The organism is Dyella agri (genome assembly GCF_044904705.1).
In the GTDB taxonomy this organism is placed as follows: Bacteria; Pseudomonadota; Gammaproteobacteria; order Xanthomonadales; family Rhodanobacteraceae; genus Rhodanobacter_A; species Rhodanobacter_A agri.
On record NZ_JADIKL010000003.1, the window covers coordinates 22,633 to 40,282 of the forward strand.

Annotated in this window: 13 protein-coding genes; 12 read left to right on the forward strand and 1 reads right to left on the reverse strand. The window is 66.7% G+C overall.

The features are described 5' to 3' along the window. Window positions 1-592: 592 nt before the first annotated feature. From pdxR (ISP14_RS06090) to ppa, 9 genes are all read left to right on the forward strand, one after another. Window positions 593-2,035: a MocR-like pyridoxine biosynthesis transcription factor PdxR gene (gene pdxR, locus ISP14_RS06090; protein WP_404537196.1), complete on the forward strand. Its 1,443-nt coding sequence runs from the start codon at window positions 593-595 to the stop codon at window positions 2,033-2,035. A 157-nt stretch (window positions 2,036-2,192) separates the two neighbouring features. Next, entirely contained in the window at window positions 2,193-2,708 is a 516-nt protein-coding gene (locus ISP14_RS06095) for a hypothetical protein (protein WP_404537198.1), read from the forward strand. 88 nt (window positions 2,709-2,796) lie between these two features. After that, complete coding sequence (locus ISP14_RS06100; RefSeq protein WP_404537200.1) at window positions 2,797-3,627, forward strand: 2OG-Fe(II) oxygenase; 831 nt, start codon at window positions 2,797-2,799, stop codon at window positions 3,625-3,627. Window positions 3,628-4,355: 728 nt separating this feature from the next. Continuing rightward, complete coding sequence (locus tag ISP14_RS06105; protein ID WP_404537202.1) at window positions 4,356-5,069, forward strand: helix-turn-helix domain-containing protein; 714 nt, start codon at window positions 4,356-4,358, stop codon at window positions 5,067-5,069. Window positions 5,070-5,252: 183 nt separating this feature from the next. Further along, window positions 5,253-8,315 carry a TonB-dependent receptor plug domain-containing protein gene (locus ISP14_RS06110; RefSeq protein WP_404537204.1) on the forward strand — a complete coding sequence of 1,021 codons (3,063 nt, stop codon included), beginning with the start codon at window positions 5,253-5,255 and terminating at the stop codon, window positions 8,313-8,315. Between the two features lie 133 nt (window positions 8,316-8,448). Further along, complete coding sequence (locus ISP14_RS06115) at window positions 8,449-9,396, forward strand: thioredoxin family protein (RefSeq protein WP_404537206.1); 948 nt, start codon at window positions 8,449-8,451, stop codon at window positions 9,394-9,396. 83 nt (window positions 9,397-9,479) lie between these two features. Beyond that, a complete protein-coding gene (locus tag ISP14_RS06120; RefSeq protein ID WP_404537208.1) occupies window positions 9,480-11,054 on the forward strand; it encodes a tetratricopeptide repeat-containing sulfotransferase family protein in 1,575 nt (524 codons plus the stop codon). 121 nt (window positions 11,055-11,175) lie between these two features. Beyond that, on the forward strand, window positions 11,176-12,615 hold the full coding sequence (pdxR, locus tag ISP14_RS06125; protein WP_404537210.1) for a MocR-like pyridoxine biosynthesis transcription factor PdxR: 1,440 nt from the start codon (window positions 11,176-11,178) through the stop codon (window positions 12,613-12,615). A gap of 94 nt (window positions 12,616-12,709) precedes the next feature. Further along, complete coding sequence (gene ppa, locus ISP14_RS06130; protein WP_404537212.1) at window positions 12,710-13,246, forward strand: inorganic diphosphatase; 537 nt, start codon at window positions 12,710-12,712, stop codon at window positions 13,244-13,246. 57 nt (window positions 13,247-13,303) lie between these two features. Here the strand turns inward: ppa and ISP14_RS06135 are convergent, their stop codons facing one another. Then, a complete protein-coding gene (locus ISP14_RS06135) occupies window positions 13,304-14,245 on the reverse strand; it encodes a LysR family transcriptional regulator (protein WP_404537214.1) in 942 nt (313 codons plus the stop codon). A gap of 97 nt (window positions 14,246-14,342) precedes the next feature. Here ISP14_RS06135 and ISP14_RS06140 point away from each other — a divergent pair, with 97 nt between their 5' ends. The 3 genes from ISP14_RS06140 to ISP14_RS06150 are packed head-to-tail and all read left to right on the forward strand — an operon-like array spanning window position 14,343 to window position 17,642. Further along, window positions 14,343-15,539 carry an MFS transporter gene (locus tag ISP14_RS06140; protein WP_404537216.1) on the forward strand — a complete coding sequence of 399 codons (1,197 nt, stop codon included), beginning with the start codon at window positions 14,343-14,345 and terminating at the stop codon, window positions 15,537-15,539. A gap of 25 nt (window positions 15,540-15,564) precedes the next feature. Then, the gene (locus ISP14_RS06145; protein ID WP_404537218.1) at window positions 15,565-16,629 is read left to right on the forward strand and encodes an aldo/keto reductase; all 1,065 of its coding nucleotides are present in this window, start codon (window positions 15,565-15,567) and stop codon (window positions 16,627-16,629) included. After that, window positions 16,626-17,642, forward strand: coding sequence for a zinc-binding alcohol dehydrogenase family protein (locus ISP14_RS06150; protein WP_404537220.1), 1,017 nt, complete (start codon window positions 16,626-16,628; stop codon window positions 17,640-17,642). Before ISP14_RS06145 ends, ISP14_RS06150 begins: the two co-directional genes overlap by 4 nt. The last annotated feature ends 8 nt before the right edge of the window (window positions 17,643-17,650 follow it).

Sequence of the window (17,650 nt, forward strand, 5' to 3'; positions counted from 1 at the left end):
CCAGGCCACGCCGTCGATGACGACGTGTTGCATGCACGTCTGGCGCGGTCATTCACGGCCTCGCGACATCTTCCGAGTGGCTCCGGCAATTTCGCGCGAATTGGCTGTGTATCGCGCTGCTGCACACGCCTAGGCTGATCGACGGGCGCTTTCGCAACGAATCGTTGGCGGCATCGCCTACCGTTCCCCGGCGCAGCGTCTGGTTCGCCTGGCGGCTCTCCCCAACCCCAGGCGAACCCTTCTCCCCTTTCCCTGATCGCGGAGCAAGGCCATGGCAACGCCGACCGCAGCTTCTCGGGTGGAACTGCCCGGCGATGCCGCCAGGAGCGGCAGTGCGGCGGATTTCGCGAGTGACGAGCTCCGTACACGCATTTCGTTTCCCGAACACGCCCGGCACAGCCTCCGCACCCCGCACGGCAGGCCTCCAAGCGACACATGCATCCCGGACACCCCGCAAACATCCCGCGCCCGTGCTCCTTCGGGTTCGGCCGAACCGGGCCAACCATCGTTCAGGATTGATACGCCGCTGTCATTGTGCGAAAACTCTCGGCGCAGCCGCCTCCCCCGGCGCCCCATCCGAAAGTGCGCACGCATGTTTCTCGACCTGGACGGTATCGGCCCGCAGTACGCACAGCTCACCCGGGCACTGAAGGGCGCCATCCTCGACGGCCGCATGGCCGCCGGCACGCGCCTGCCGTCCACGCGCGAACTGGCCCAGCAACTCGAGGTATCGCGCACCACCATGCTGGCCGCCTACGAGCAGCTGCGCGCCGAGGGCTTCATCTACGGCCGCGTCGGCTCCGGCAGCTACGTGTCCCGCCTCCAGCTCGCGTCGTCGCAGCAACCCGACGACAACGCGACCGCTCCGCCCACCTCGCGCTATACCGAGCGCGCCCGGAACCTGCGCAACCGCGGGATCGCGGGCATGCACTACGGCCTGCGCTACGATCTCCTGTACGGCGATCCCGTGACCAATCCCGCCCTGAATGCCGCATGGGGACGTGAGCTGGCGCGTGCGGCCGCGTACTCCTCGCTCAGGGTGACCAGTTCGTGGGGCTTGCCGGCCCTGCGCCAGCAGATCTGCGACTACCTTGCGCGCCGCCGCGGCGTGCAGACGCGGCCGGAGAACGTGCAGATCGTCACCGGCACCCAGCAGGCCTATGCGTTGTGCGCACGCGTGCTGCTCGACGAGGGCGACACCGCGGTACTGGAGGACCCGAACTATTTCGGCGCCTATCACGTCCTGGTCGCGCATGGCGCGAACCTGTATCCGGTGCGCACCGACGACGAAGGCCTGGTCTGCGCCGAGCTGCCGGACGCGCCACCGAAATTGATCAGCGTGACGCCCTCGCACCAGTTCCCCACGGGCAGCGTGATGTCGCTGCCGCGCCGGCTCGAACTGTTGCGCTATGCGGCCAGCAAGCGCAGCTGGATCGTCGAGGACGACTACGACGGCGAACTCCGCTACGACGGCCACCCGCTGGCCGCGCTGCGCTCGCTGGACGAAAACGACCGCGTGATCTACGTGGGCACCTTTTCCAAGACCTTGTTCGGCGCCCTGCGCATCGGCTACATGGTGCTGCCGACGGCGTTGCGCGACGACTTCAATGCCGCGAAGTATCTGTGCGACATGTCTTCGCCCGCCATCGAACAGGCGGCACTGGCGCATTTCATGGAAAGCGGCGGCTTCGAACGGCATCTGCGCCATGCGCGCAAGGAGCTGAAAAATCGTCGCGAGACCTTGATCGCCGGCCTGCAGCGTTACGCCGGCGAACGCGTGCAGATTGTCCATTCGCCGGCCGGCATGCACGTGGCGGCGTGGCTGCGGGACTACGACCACGCCCGCGCCGAAGCCTTGATCGCCTACGCGCACGACCGCGGCCTCGGCCTGCATCCCATGGCGCCGCATTACTTCGTGCCGCCGCCCCGGCCCGGCCTGCTGCTCGGCTACTGCAACCTGTCCAGCACCGAGTTGCGCGAAGCGATGCGCCTGTTCGGCGAATGCCTGGACGCAGTCCCGGCCAAGACGGACTGACTTCCGCCCGATTGGCTTGGCCGAATTCGCTCCGATTGGCCGTAGAAAGCTGACGGCTCCTGCCTATCCTGTGCCGCTGGCGCCGCGCCCCCACCGCGACGCCTCCGGCTCGCCTGGCAACCTCCCTGCCGCGAACGGACCTCCCCACGCGCCCCCCATGGAGCATGCACCGATGTCGACGACAGCAACCGCCGCGATGGCCGCGCCAGCGACCGCCCCGCAGACCCTCCGCGCCACCCTGGTGGCAGGCACCGTTGCCGCCACGACTGAAATGCTGGTGGTACTGCCCATGCAGGTGGCGCTCGGCGCCACGCCGGCGCAGGTATTCCAGTCCATCACCAGCGGCCTGACCGGCAAGGCCGCGTACTTCGGCGGCCTGCCGTCGGCACTCGGCGGCGCCGCCCTCCACCTGCTCATCTCGCTGGCAGCGGCAGCCGCCTACGTGCTGGCGGCGCAGCGCCTGCCCCTGCTGCTGCGTCGCTACGTCGTCTGCGGGCTGCTCTACGGGCTCGTCGCCTATGTGGTGATGAACGGGGTCGTGCTGCCGCTGTCGGCGATTGCCTTCAAGCCAGTCACGAACTTGCCGATGGTTGCCCTCGACATGGTCATACACATGCTCACCTTCGGCCTGCCGATCGCCATCTGCGCGCACCGCATGCTGCGCCGCGGCTGAGCTGTCGCGCCGGCCGGCCCGTACGCCTTGCCGATCGCGTGGCGCCCCGTGGAGTAAGCTTGGGCAAGCTCATAGCTTGCCCGGCACCATGAACCCAAGCAGCACGATCAGCCCCGAACTGCGCGAGTGGATACTCGCCACCGCCCACGCCGGCCACGACCCGCGTGCCGTGCTGGAGCTGATGCGCGCGCACGGCTATGGCCTGCACCAGAGCCGCGCGATCATCACCGAGGTGCTGAAACTGCCGGCGGCTACCTTGCTGGCGGATGCGGCCGCGCCGGGCGGACTCCGTGCGAAACATCCCGAAGCACCGTTGGCCAGGGCAGGCGACCGCGAGATACGCGTCGCCCTCAGCATGGACCGGCCCGCGCTGCGGGTGCTCGAGGGCCTGCTGACAGGCGAGGAATGCGACGAGCTGATCGCGCTGGCCGAGCCGCGCCTGGCACGCGCGCTCACCGTGGATGCCGCCGGCAAGCAGCAGGTCGACCAGCGACGCACCAGCGCAGGCATGTTCTTCAAGCTGGGTGAGCTGCCCCTGGTGGCGCAGCTCGAGCAGCGCATCGCCGAACTGCTCGGCATCCCCGTGACTCATGGCGAAGGCCTGCAGATCCTGCACTACCTGCCCGGGCAGGAATACACGCCGCACTACGACTGGTTCGATCCGGAGCAGCCTGGCTACTCCGCCGTCACCGCCTTGGGCGGCCAGCGCATTGCCAGCGTGGTGATGTATCTCAACACGCCCGAGGCCGGCGGCGGCACCGCCTTTCCCGAGGTCGGCCTCACCATCACGGCACTGCGCGGTTCGGCCGTCTATTTCGCCTACGAGGGCGGCGACACCAGTTCGCTGCACGCCGGCCTGCCGGTGCTGCGCGGCGAGAAGTGGATCGCCACCAAGTGGCTGCGCGAAAGGCCTTATTAGAGCCTGCCCACCGCGCAGCCGGGCTCGCCGGGCTGTCGTCGAAGGCATGCCTTCCCAACACGCCCGAGGCGATCACTTGAAAGGTGCACGTCGGCGGCACGCCGTGCATTAATTTCCAGTAGCCGCACGCAAGAACTAGGTCCAGCGCGCCAACGAAAACGTCGCCGCCAATCAATACCGCGGCCGGACGGCCCGCGGCGGATGTCGAAAGTCTCGACAGGATCGGCATGGCCTGCCGCGACTTGCGATCACCTCGCAAAGGCCCGCAGGCGGCCGGGGAGAAATCCGCCCGCGGGGTGGGGAAAAGCCACCTTGCTATTACGACCTCGCGCGGCACCCACGCATCCCTGGCGCCACGCCGATGGACGCAGGCTAGGCGCGGCGGCGTGTTACATCCATAGCCAATCTCCCCGTTTTTCTTGAGGCCAGGCAAACGCCGGCCGCAGATTTCTTCGAGCGCGACGACGCCATCTTTCATGGCGGGATATCCATCGCAACATCGTGTCGACCGATTGATGCGAATGCGCGCCCGCCTGTGAATTGGCTTCGACCATTCCACCTGAATTGGTCGTGTACCGAAGCATTCCGCCTGCCTAGGCTTTGTCACCGGACGCTTTTGTAACGAGTCGTTGACGTTCTGACGCACAGTTGCAGACGCATCCGCCCGGTTCGTCCCCCTCGATCGCCGGGCACAACGTTGTCGCTCGATCACTCCATGGAGAAGTTCGATGTCGATCGCGCCCCCCCACCTCGACGCACACCCCGCTCAAGCAGCCATTCGCAGCGACTTCCATGCCGACGACCTCGCCGGCGGCGACGATGGCATGCCTGTCCTGGAAAGGCCCTCGGAAACCATTTCCCCCGCCATGCCGCCTACGGCCCCGGCACGGATGTCCTCGCCGCCGATCGTCCCCGCCGGACTGGACAGCCTCTCCGCGCGCATGCAGTTGCTGATCCGGATCGAAGGCAGCGCCTCGGCCATCGCGCGACGCTGCGGCTTTTCGGAAGACACCGTGCGCGACTGGTGCCACGGCCGCAGCGACATCTCGCGCGAACATTGCGTCATCGTCGCGCGGGCGCTCGGGATTTCCCTGCGCTGGCTGGTCGCCGGCGAGGATTCCATGCGCGACGCGGGCGACCCTGCCACCTGGCCACCCAAGCCGCAGGCCGCTCCCGTTCCACCTGATGACGAGGGCTCGTCGGCCGATGCCGAAGCACACATCACCGTGGACCCGAATCTGCTGGCCTCGGCGTTCCGCGTGCTCCAGTCCTACATCGGCCTGGTCGGCGGTTCATTGAACCCGGCACAACGCGCCGATGCGCTCGCGCAGATCTATCACTTGCTCGGCCATGCCGGCAGCCCCGGTCATGCGAACCGTGTGATCGCGCTGCATGCCCTGTTGGGCGGCTATTTCTGCAGCAGGAAGGCGTTGATCGGCTAGCGCAACGGCGCTTGCTCCGATTCTCACAAGGATGGCGATGCATGCGGCAGTGCATGCACCGGCTTTGATCAAGAACGTGAATTCGTCCGGGCGGCGCCAAAGACCCGGGCTCGGCAATCACATTGGGAGAGGCGTGGCATGCAAAACAACAAACACTTCGCACAGAACCGTCGAAGCCATCGAATGGCCCACTCGGCGCTGAGCACCACTATCGCCGCCATCCTGGGCGTGTATGGAGCGGCCGCATTCGCTCCCGTCCATGCGCAGGCGACGACGGGAACGATTTTCGGCACCGCGCCGACCACCAGCGGCGCGACGGTCCAGGTCGCCGGCGGCGCGGGCTTCAACCGCACCGTTCCGGTCGACAGCTCCGGCCATTATTCAGTGACCGTGCCGGTCGGCAGCTACACGGTCAATCTGATGCAGAACGGCGCCGTGGTGCAGTCGCACAGCAACGTCAGCCCAAGCGCCGGCGGCGCCACCGAAGCCGACTTCGTGCAGCCCGGCGGCAACGGCGCGAACGCGCAGAACCTGAGTACGGTGACCGTGACGGCGAACTCGCTGCCCGCGATCGACGTGACCTCCACCAACCAGAACCTGACCATCACCGCGAAACAGCTCACCCAGTTGCCGCTGCCGCGCAACGCCGAAGCCATCGCCCTGCTCGCACCAGGCACCGTTCCAGGCGCGGCCTTGTTCATGGGCAGCGGCCCCACCGGCAATTCGCCGATTTCGTTCGGCGGTTCGTCCATTGTCGAGAACGCCTACTACATCAACGGCTTCAACACCTCCGACCCGCTCAGCAACACCGGCGGTATCGCCCTGCCCTACGGCGCCATCGACCAGCAGCAGACGCTGACCAGCGGTTATGGCGCCATGTATGGCCGTTCGGCGGGCGGCGTGATCAGTCAGGTGGGCAAGAGCGGCACCAACGACTGGCACTTCGGCGGCCAGGCGCTGTGGCAGCCGGCCTTCGCGCAGAACAACTTCGACAACTACTACTACAGCAACCCGCGCTGCAACGGCCAATGCGTCGCCAACGACGGCCAGCTCTTCCAGTACAGGAAGGGCGACAGAAGCTGGACCACGATCTACGACGCCTACCTCGGCGGCCCGCTGATCAAGGACAAGCTGTTCCTGTTCGTGGCGGCCGAAGCCGAAAAGATGCAGACCACGACCGTGGGCAACGTCAACGCCGGCAACATCGCCGACCAACGCACCAGCAACCCCAAGTACTACCTCAAGCTGGACTGGAACATCAACGAAAGCAACATCCTGTCGCTGACCGACATCTACAACTCGATCACCAACGATCCGTCCCAGTTCTATGCGTACGACAACACCACGCACCAGCGGGGCGCGTTCGAAAGCCTGGGCCAGGAAACCAAGAACAGCTTCAACATCTGGGTCGCCAAGTACACCTCGTACCTGACCGACAACCTGACGCTGAACTTCCTGTACGGCAAGATGGACGGCAAGTACTACGTCAACCAGCCGCCGTATCCGGGTTACGACGCGACCGTGGCGAACATCCTGAGTTCGTCGCAGGAGAACCCGGCGTACCTGCCCAACGGCAGCCCGGTCCACAGCGGCAATTTCTTCACCAACATCAACAACGCATCGCACAAGTCGGAAGTGCGCAACCTGCGCCTCGACCTCGACTGGAAACTTGGCAACCACGACCTCCAGTTCGGCATCGACAACGACGACGACGCCGATTTCGACGATGGCCTGCAGATGACCGGCCCGGGCTATGCCTGGCTGTACGGCAATACCGGCACGCCCGGCCAGGACATCATCCCCGGTTCGATCGGCCCCGTGCCGAACGGCGGCACCTACTTCGTGAGCAAGTACGTGTTCTCCACGCTTACCTCTTCGTTGCGCATCCAGCAGCGCGCGCAGTACATCCAGGACAACTGGCAGGTCACGCCGAACCTCCTGCTCAACATCGGCCTGCGCAACGACCAGTTCACCAACTACAACCCGGAGGGCCAGCCCTTCCTGCGCCTGACCAAGCCGCAGTGGGCGCCGCGCATCGGCTTCAGCTGGGACGTGTTCGGCGACTCCACCCTGAAGGTGTTCGGCAACGCCGGCCGCTACTACCTGGCGATGCCGGTCTCCGTCGCCTTGCGCGAGGCAAGTTACCCGCTGTACTCAGAGACCTTCTACAGCTACACGGGCATGGGTTCGGACGGCGTCCCGACCGGCCTGACCCCAGTCCAGGCGAACAACACCTATTACGTCAACGGCGAGAACGGCCAGCTGATCAATCCCAAGACGGCGGCATCGGGCACCCTCAAGGCGGAATACCAGGACCAGTTCGTGCTGGGCATGCAGCAGCAGATCAACTCGTCGTGGGTGTATGGCGTCACCGGCATCGTGAACAAGCTGGGCCGCGTCATCGACGACTTCGATCCGCAGGCCTACGAACCGCAGATCGCCGCCCTGGCCGCGGCCCAGGGCGTGACCATCGATCCGGCCATGCTCAGCGGCAGCGTCCTGATCAACCCGGGCAGCACCGCCACCTTGACCATCCCGAACGGCACCGGCGGCTACAGCACGGTCAAGATGCCGGGCGTGGTCTTCAACTACCCGCCGGCCAAGCGCCACTACTACTCGCTCGAGCTGTACCTGGAGCATCCGTTCGACGGCAAGTGGTTCGGCAAGGTCGACTACGTGTTCTCGCGCAGCTACGGCGATACCGAGGGACCGGTGCAGTCGAACATCGGCCAGGGCGGCAGCTCGCAGTCGGGTACCGAGCAGTGGGACTTCTGGCAGATCATGCAGTACGCCAACGGCGACCAGGCCAACAGCCAGAAGCACCAGCTGCGGATTTACGGCTCCTACGCGATCACGCCGGAGTGGATGGTCGGCGGCACCTATCGCATCGCCTCGGGCACGCCCGAATCCTGCCTGGGTTACTACGGCCCCAACGAGAGCAACTACCAGAACTACGCCCAGTTCGGCGGCGCGTACCACTGGTGCGGCGGCAAGCCGACACCCCCCGGCAGCACCGGCTACACGCCGTGGACGCACCAGCTGAACCTGCAAGTGGACTACCGCCCGGCCTTCGCCCAGCACAAGCTGGACTTCCAGTTGCAGATACACAACGTGTTCAACGAACAGAGCATCACCCAGATCAACCCGGCCTATGGCAAAACGGCGGCGCCGCTGCCGGGGTACCTGATACCGGCGGGCATGGAAAGCCCGCGCTACGTGCAGCTCGGCGTCACCTACGACTATTGACCAACCGGACACCGCGCGACGCTTTGCGGAGCGCGGTGTCCACCGGCGCCGCCCCGCAGCGCACGGCGCCGGCATGCGATCATGCGCTGCGTCCCGCGATGTACCACGCGTCATCCACGATGGGAGGTCTCCCGTGAAGCTGCCTATACGCCCCCTGGCCTTCCTGCTGCTTCTGTCCTGCAGCACCATCGCGGCACAGACCGCGACCGCACCGGACTTCGCCGGGATCGACCACTGGATCAACTCGCCACCGCTGACCCTGGCCAGCCTGCGCGGCAAGGTGGTCCTGGTCGATTTCTGGGCCTATTCATGTATCAACTGCGTGCGCGCCATGCCGCACGTCGAGCATCTGTACGAAACCTACAAGGACAAGGGCCTGGTTGTGGTCGGTGTGCATTCGCCGGAATTCGATTTCGAAAAGAACCCTGCCGATGTCACCGCCGCCGTGCAGCAGCTGGGCGTCACCTACCCGGTCGCCATGGACAGCGAGCACGCGACCTGGAAGGCCTGGCACAACCAGTACTGGCCTGCCGAATACCTGATCGACCAGAACGGCCAGCTGATCGGCCATCAGTACGGCGAAGGCGGCTACCAGCGCATGGAGAGCGCCATCCGCATGCTGCTTGGGCAGGGCGCGCAATCAGACGTCGCCGCCGCAGGCGAATACGCCCCCGGTGAAGGCGACACGCCGGAAATGCTGCTGGGCACCGAAGCCCAGACCGGCCTGGACAGCTCCGAGAGCGGCAACAACGGCCTGCACCATTTTCCCAATCCCGGGCAACCCGCGCCCAACCACTATGCGCTGACCGGCATCTGGAACATGACGGACGAGTATGCCGGCTTGGTCGGCTCCAAAGGGGACATCCAGATCCGCTTCAAGGCCACCAAGCTCTACATGGTCGCCAGCGCAAGCACGCCCATCACGCTGGAAGTGACGATCGACGGCAAGCCACAGACTCCCGTCACCGTGCAAGGCAGTCGCCTGTACCCCTTGTTCGACGGCGGCACCGACGGCATCCATGTGCTGAAGCTGCATGTCCCCGCGAAAGGCTTGCAGGTCTATAGTTTCAGTTTCGGGTAGCCCGCCCTTTGCGTACCGGCAAAGGCGATGCCCGACCGGACCGGAGCGGACCGGCTCCCGGAGGATTCGGCGACAGCCCCATCATGGATCCCGTCGACGCCTCGTCGCTAAACGATTTACTGGCCAAGGCATCCCGCGCCATCGCGGCGCAAAAGTTGGCCAGCGCGGAACAGACCCTGAGGCAGGCCGTGGCGATCGCGCCGGATTCGGCCGAGGCGCAACGGCTCTCCGGGATCGTGCAGCTCATGCGCGGGAATGCAGGCATGGCCGTCGGCTTCCTGCGGCATGCCGTCGCCTTGGAGCCCGGCGATTTCAACGCGCACATGAATCTGGGCAGCGCGCTGTTCCAGTGCCAGTACCCCGACGCCGCCTTTGCGAGCATGCGCCGCGCCTGCGAGCTGGCCCCCGACGCCAGCGCACCTTGGTACAACCTCGGGCGCGCCCTGCACATTGCGCGCTACACCGAGGAAGCGCGCCCCGCGCTGGAGCGCGCGATGGCGCTCGATCCCGCGCACGTGATGACACGCATGACCCTGGCCAACGTGCTCAACGGCCTGGGCGACATCGACGAAGCCATCCGGCTTTACCGCGACATCTTGCATAGCCATCCGAACCACGCCAGGGCCTGGTACTCGCTAGTCAATCTCAAGACGGTGAAACTCGACGACGCCGAGGTCCGGCACATCGAGCAGCTGCTGGAGCGTCCCACGCTGTCCGCCGATGACCGTGTCTGGCTGGGCTATGCGCTGGCCAAGGCGCTCGAGGACCAGAACGAGCTGACGGCGTCTTTCCGCACCTTGCAGGCGGCCAACGCGACCAAGCGCCGCTTCACCTCGTGGGACATCGAGGCCGAACATCTGCGGATCGACAGCCTCATCGAGACATTCACCCGCCCGCTGCCTGCCCCACTCGATCCGACCCTTGGTAGCGAAGTCATCTTCATTGCCTGCCTGCCCCGCTCGGGCTCGACGCTCACCGAGCACATCCTCGCCTCCCACTCCCAAGTGGAGGGCGCCAACGAAATACCGGACCTGTCCGCGGTGCTTCAGGGCGAAGCCAGGCGCAGGCAGCAGACGCTCGCCCAATGGGCGCCGCAGGCCAGCGCCGAAGACTGGCATCGCCTCGGCCGCGAATACCTGGAACGCACCGCGCACTGGCGCAAGGACAAGCCCAGATTCACCGACAAGAACCTCGGCAACTGGTCGCTGGTCGGACCCGCGCTGGCGATGTTGCCGGGCGCCCGCGTGGTGAACACCCGGCGCGACCCGCTGGAAACCTGTTTCGCCTGCTACCGCCAGCTATTCGGCGACGGCGCCGCCTTCAGCTACGACTTCGAATCGATGGCGCACTACTACGCCGGATACGACCGCATCAGCCGGTTCTGGAAAGAGCGCTTCACGGAGCGCTACCACGACCATGTCTACGAAGACATGCTGGCGGACCCGGAAGGCAGGATCCGCGAGCTGCTGGCGTTCTGCGGCCTGCCGTTCGAACCGGCCTGCCTCGCATTCCACAAAACTGCCCGCGCGGTCCGCAGCACCGCCAGCGCCGCCCAGGTGCGGCAGCCGCTGCAGTCGAACACCGCCCGCTCGGCCCGCTACGGCGCCCTGCTGGATCCGCTGCGCAACCTGCTGCGGCAGTTGGGCGAGCCAAGCTAGTACCCGCCCGGAATCCGCTTGCCGATGCCCCTGGCATCGCCCCTTCGGGCGAATCGTATACTGCGGACGTCGTTTCCCATGACCGCGGCTATGGCGGAGCCTGCTCCCCGAAGGCGCTGACATGTTCCTCGAACTCGATGGCCATGGTCCGCACTATGCGCAACTGGCCCGGGCGCTGAAGAGCGCCGTCCTCGACGGCCGCCTGACCACCGGCGCCCGCCTGCCGCCCACGCGCGAACTCGCCCACGAACTGGAGCTGTCGCGCACCACCGTGCTGGCCGCCTACGAGCAACTGCGTGCGGAAGGCTTCATCGAGGGGCACACCGGTTCCGGAAGCTACGTGGCGGCGCTGCAGACCCAGCCGCCACTGCTCTCGGCGCAGCCGATGATCGACATGCCGTCGCGCTACGCACAGCGTGCGCGGCTGACGCGCACTCCGGGCATCGCCACGAAACACCGCGGACTGCGCTACGAACTGCAGTACGGCCATTCGCAGATCAACCCGGCGCTGAATGGCATCTGGGGACGGGAGCTGGCGCGGGCGGCCATGTACACCCCGCCCCAGATCGCCGATGTGCAAGGCCTGCCGGCCCTGCGCAAGCAGATATGCGATTACCTCGCATGCCGCCGCGGCGTGCGGATCTCGCCGGAGCAGATCCTGGTCGTCGCGGGAACCCAGCAGGCCGTGACCCTCACCGCGCGCGTGCTGCTGGACGAAGGCGATGCGGTGGTGCTGGAGGAGCCGCACTATTTCAGCATGCACCAGGCACTGGTCGCGCACGGTTCGCGGATATGCGCCGTGCGCACCGACCGCGATGGACTGATCTGCGCCGAACTGCCACAGGTGTCGCCCCACCTGGTCTGCGTGACGCCCTCGCACCAATTCCCCACCGGCGCCGTGCTTTCGCTGCCGCGCAGGCTGAAACTGTTGCGCTACGCGGAAAAACACCAGTGCTGGATTCTCGAAGACGACTACGACGGCGAGTTCCGCTACGACGCCCATCCGCTGGCGGCGCTGCGTTCGCTCGACCAAGGCGATCGCGTGATCTACGTGGGCACGTTCTCCAAAGTGCTGTTCGGCACGCTTCGGCTGGCTTACATGGCGCTGCCGGTAGCCCTGGTCGAGGATTTCTTCAACGCCAAGTACTTGAGCGACATCGCCAGCCCCGGCATTGAGCAGGCGGCGTTGGCGCACTTCATGGAAGACGGCGGCTTCGAGCGCCACCTGCGCCTGGCGCGCAAAGAACTGCAGGTGCGCCGCGAAGCGCTGATCGAGGGCCTGCACCAGTACGCGGGAGAACGCGTGGAGATCGTCGGTTCGCCCGCCGGCATGCACGTGGTGGTTTGGCTGCGCGGCTACGACCACAGCCGCGCCGAGGCCCTGATCGAACTCGCGCGCGAGCGCGGACTGGGCCTGTACTCAATGACCCCGCACTACCTGAATCCCCCGGCGCGCCCCGGCCTGCTGCTGGGCTATTGCGGCCTGTCGGTCACGGCGCTGCGCGAGGCCATGCAGCTGTTCGGCCAATGCCTGGACGACATGGACGCGGAGCGGGCCTGAAGCCGGGCGTTCAGCCTGCGCTGCTGCATCGCAACAGTCTTTTGCCGTATCCTTGCGGGCTTTCTCCCTCCGAAACACGCGCAAGGACATCCCCATGGGTCTGCATCTGGTGCCCGCCGGCCGCAACGTGCCGGACGAAATCAACGTCATCATCGAAATCCCCAAGGATGCCGAGCCGGTCAAGTACGAGGTGGACAAGGATTCGGGCGCGATCTTCGTCGACCGCATCCTGTCCACGCCGATGCGTTATCCCTGCAACTACGGCTACGTGCCGGGCACGCTGGGCGGCGACGGCGATCCGCTGGACGTGCTGGTGATCCTGCCGCTGCCGCTGACGGTGGGCTCGGTGATCCGCTGCCACCCGGTCGGCATGCTGAAGATGACCGACGAGGCCGGCAGCGACGAGAAGTTGCTGGCGATCCCCTCGCCCAAGGTGTTCCCCGGCTACGCCCACATCAGCGACATCAAGGGCGTTTCGCCGCACTGGCTGGAGCGCATCGGCCACTTCTTCGAGCATTACAAGGATCTCGAGAAGGGCAAGTGGGTGAAGGTGGAAGGCTGGGAAGGCGCCGATGCGGCGAAGGCCGAGATCACCGCCGGCATCGCGCGTTACAAGGCCTCCAAGGCCTGAGTCCGCTGAATCGACGGCGCGTCGCCATCCGGCGGCGCGCCGTTTCTTTTGCGCGCGTCAACCGCGGCGCGCGCGCTTCGCGGCTGTCGCCTTCGGCGCCGGGCCACGTTCCCAAGGTGGCGGGTCGCCCAGCTTCCCGACCAGAAAGTCCGTGAACGCGCGCACCCGCGGCGGCACCAGTCGCCGCTGCGGCGTCACCGCCCAGATGCCGCTTTCGGGCAGCGGATAATCCGGCAGCACCACCTCCAGCTGCCCCTTGGCCAGCGCCTCGTGCACGTGCCACAGCGAATGCAAGGCAATGCCTTGTCCGGCCAGTGCCGCGTCGCGCACCGCTTCGCCCAGCGTGGTTTCGAACCGTCCCTGTACGCGCACGACATGCTCGTGGCCGTGCCGGTCGACCAGACGCCATACGTCCTGGCCGGACAGCAGCACGCATTCGTGTCGCGCAAGCTCTGCCGGCGTGCGCGGGCGGCCATGCCGGCGCAGGTAATCGGGCGACGCGCACAGCACGCGGCGATTCGCGGCCAGCCGGCGTGCGACCAGGCTGGAGTCGTTCAACGTGCCGATGCGGATGGCGAGGTCGTAGCCTGCGCCCACCACGTCCACCATCTCGTCGCTCAGGTGCGCGAACAGGCGCAGCTTCGGGTGAAGTGCGAGGAACTCGGGTAGCAGCGGCGAGATGTATTCCCGGCCGAACGCGGCCGACATGGTTACGCGCAAGGTGCCGGACACGCTGCCGGCGCTCTGGCGAAGGCCGGCGGTCAACGCGTCCAGGTCTTCGACCAAGGCACGGCCTTGTTCGGCCAGCAGCCGCCCTTCCGGCGTGGGATGCAGGCTCCGCGTGGTCCGCTGCAGCAGCCGCACACCCAGCCCGCGCTCCAGCCGTTGCAGCCGCTGGCTGGCGACCGCGACCGAAATGTCCAGGCTGCGCGCAGCAGCGCTGATCGAGCCCTGGTCCAACACGCGCAGAAACAGAGCGAGGTCGTCGAGGCGATCCATGTCTTTCAATGATTTGTTGAAAATGAATCCATATGCTGATGGTTTTTGTTGACAGTGCAAGTGCCTAGGCTGCGCACTCCCCTCAAGGAGCACCCGCATGGCCTCCGCCCATCCCCGCACGCCGCCGGCCCTGTACGCGCTGGCCATCGGCGCGTTCGGCATCGGCACCACCGAGTTCGTGATCATGGGCTTGCTGCAGCAGGTATCCGCGGATCTCGGCGTGAGCATCGCTACCGCCGGCCTGCTGATCTCGGGCTATGCCATCGGTGTGTTCGCCGGCGCACCGGTCATCACCATCGCCACCCGCCGCCTGCCACGCAAGGCAGTGCTGCTGGGATTGATGGCTATCTTCATCCTCGGCAACCTCGCCTGCGCGCTGGCTGGAAGCTATGTCGCGCTGATGGCTGCACGCGTGCTTACTTCGCTGGCGCACGGCACCTTCTTCGGCGTGGGTGCGGTGGTAGCCACCTCGCTGGTGCCGGAACAGCGCAAGGCCTCGGCCATCGCCACCATGTTCAACGGCCTCGCCCTGGCCACCCTCATCGGCGTACCGGCTTGCGCATGGCTGGGCCTGCACTTCAGCTGGCATGCGGCGTTCTGGGCGGTGACCGCGATCGGCATGCTGGCCATGCTGGCGCTGGCCGTGCTGGTGCCACCCACGCAGGGCGAATCCGCGCCGGCGGCGCTAGGCGTGGAGCTGCGCGCCATCGCGGGCGTGCCGGTGCTGCTCGGCCTGGCCACCACGGTGTTCGGCTTCGCCGGCGTGTTCGTGGTCTACACCTACATCGAGCCGCTGCTCACCCAAGTCGCCGGCTTCGGCGACGCGATGGTCTCGCCGGTGTTGCTGGTATTCGGCGCAGGCATGGCGATCGGCAATCCGCTCGGTGGGCGGCTCGCCGACCGCCGCCTGTCCAGCGCGCTGATCGGCACGCTCGTGGCGCTGGTCGCGGTATTGCTTGTGTTCGGTTTCGCGCAACACGCGCGATGGTCGATGGTGCTGTTCACCGGCCAGCTGGGCATGGCCATGTTCGCCACCGTGGCGCCGCTGCAGCTGTGGATCCTGCGTCAGGCCGGCGACGCACCCAGCCTGGCCTCCAGCCTCAACATCGGCGCGTTCAACCTGGCCAATGCGCTGGGTGCGTGGCTGGGCAGCGCGGTGATCGCGCACGGCGCCGGGCTGACCGCGCTGCCATGGGCCGCCGCGTTGGTGACAGGTATCGGCATCGCGCTGGCGGCGTACGCGCTGCGTGGCCGGCGTGCCATACAAGCGGGCGTGGCCTGTCCACAAGCCTGACTCTTCCCCCTCACGGAGCTACATCATGGATTACCGCTTCCTCGGCCGTTCCGGCTTCAAGGTACCCGCACTGGGTTTCGGCACTGGCACCTTCGGCGGCAAGGGTCCGCTGTTCAGCGCCTGGGGCAGCAGCGATGTCGCCGAAGCGAGGCGCCTGGTCGACATCTGCCTCGACACCGGCGCCAACCTGTTCGACAGCGCGGACGTCTATTCGGACGGCGCCTCGGAGGAGATCCTCGGCGCTGCGCTGAAGGGCCGACGCGAGCGCGCCATTGTCTCCACCAAGCTGACCCTGCGTGCGGGTGACGGCCCGAACGACGTGGGCGCCTCGCGCCATCATCTCGTCGCCGGCGTGGAGCGCGCGCTGAAGCGGCTCGGCACGGACTGGATCGACCTTCTGCAACTGCATCACTTCGACGCGATGACGCCGGTCGACGAGGTGATGTCCACGCTGGACGACCTGGTGCGCGCAGGCAAGCTGCGCTACCTGGGCGCGTCGAACTTCTCCGGCTGGCAAATCATGAAGTCGCAGGCCGCCGCCGAACGCCACGGCCGCACGCGCTTCGTGGCCAATCAGGCCTACTACTCGCTGATCGGCCGCGACTACGAGTGGGAGCTGATGCCGCTAGGCCAGGACCAGGGGCTGGGCGCCATCGTGTGGAGCCCGCTGGGCTGGGGCCGACTCACCGGAAAAATCCGCCGCGGCCAGCCGCTACCCGCCGGCAGCCGCCTGCACGACACCGCCGGCTTCGCGCCGCCGGTAGATGGGGAGCGCCTGTACCGCGTGGTCGACGCGCTGGAGGCCATCGCCGCGGAAACCGGCCGCACGGTGCCGCAGGTCGCGATCAACTGGCTGCTGCAGCGGCCGACCGTGTCCAGCGTACTGATCGGCGCCCGCAACGAGCAGCAGCTCGTCGACAATCTGGGCGCCGTCGGCTGGAACCTCACACCCGCGCAGATGGCGGTACTCGACACCGCCAGTGCGGTGATGCCGCCGTATCCCTACTACCCTTACTGGAACGGCCCGTTCGCCGAGCGCAATCCGCCGCCGGTAGCCGCCGTTCCCGTCCCCACGGAGTCGAACCCATGAAAACCGTCGCCCTCACCCGCTACCTGCCCATCGACAATCCCGAATCGCTGGTCGACGTGGAACTGCCGCGGCCCGCCCCCGGCGAACACGATCTGCGGGTGCGCGTGGAAGCCGTCTCGGTGAATCCGGTCGACACCAAGGTCCGCGCACCCAAACCGCAGGTGGAAGCGCAGCCGAAGGTGCTTGGCTACGACGCAGCCGGCGTGGTCGAGGCCGTGGGCGCCGAGGTACAGGGTTTCCAGCCCGGCGACCGCGTCTACTATGCCGGCGACGTCACCCGGGCGGGTAGCAACGCGGAGTTCCAGCTTGTCGACGCACGACTCGCCGCGGCCATGCCGCGCTCGCTGGATTTCGCCCAGGCCGCCGCGCTGCCGCTGGTGGCGATCACCGCGTGGGAGCTGCTGTTCCAGCGCATGCCGTTCGATAGCGAGCACGGCGGCAAGGGCAAGTCATTGCTGGTGATCGCCGGCGCCGGGGGCGTGGGCTCGATCGCGATCCAGCTGGCACGGCGCGCGGGCTTCACCGTGATCGCCACCGCGTCGCGTCCGGAATCCATGGACTGGTGCCATGCGATGGGCGCGCAGTATGTGGTGAATCATCGCGATCCGCTGGCGCCGCAGCTGGCCGCGTTGGGCTTCCCGCAGATCGACGCCGCGCTCAACCTTGCCGACACCGACCACTACTGGGACACGCTGGGCGAACTGCTGGCGCCGCAAGGCCACGTGGGCCTGATCGTGGAACCGAAAGGGGCTTTGAAAATCGGCGACCCGTACAAGGCCAAGTGCATCGGCATTCACTGGGAGATGATGTTCGCGCGATCCCGCTTCCGCACGCCGGACATGACCGAACAAGGCCGCATCCTCGCGCGCGTGGCGGCACTGGTCGACGTCGGCGAGCTGAAGAGCATCCAGCGCGAGGCGTTGAACCCGATCAATGCGGCGAACCTGCGTGAGGCGCACCGCCGGCTGGAGTCGGGCGCCGGCATCGGCAAACTGGTACTGGCCGGCTGGTGATGCGAGGC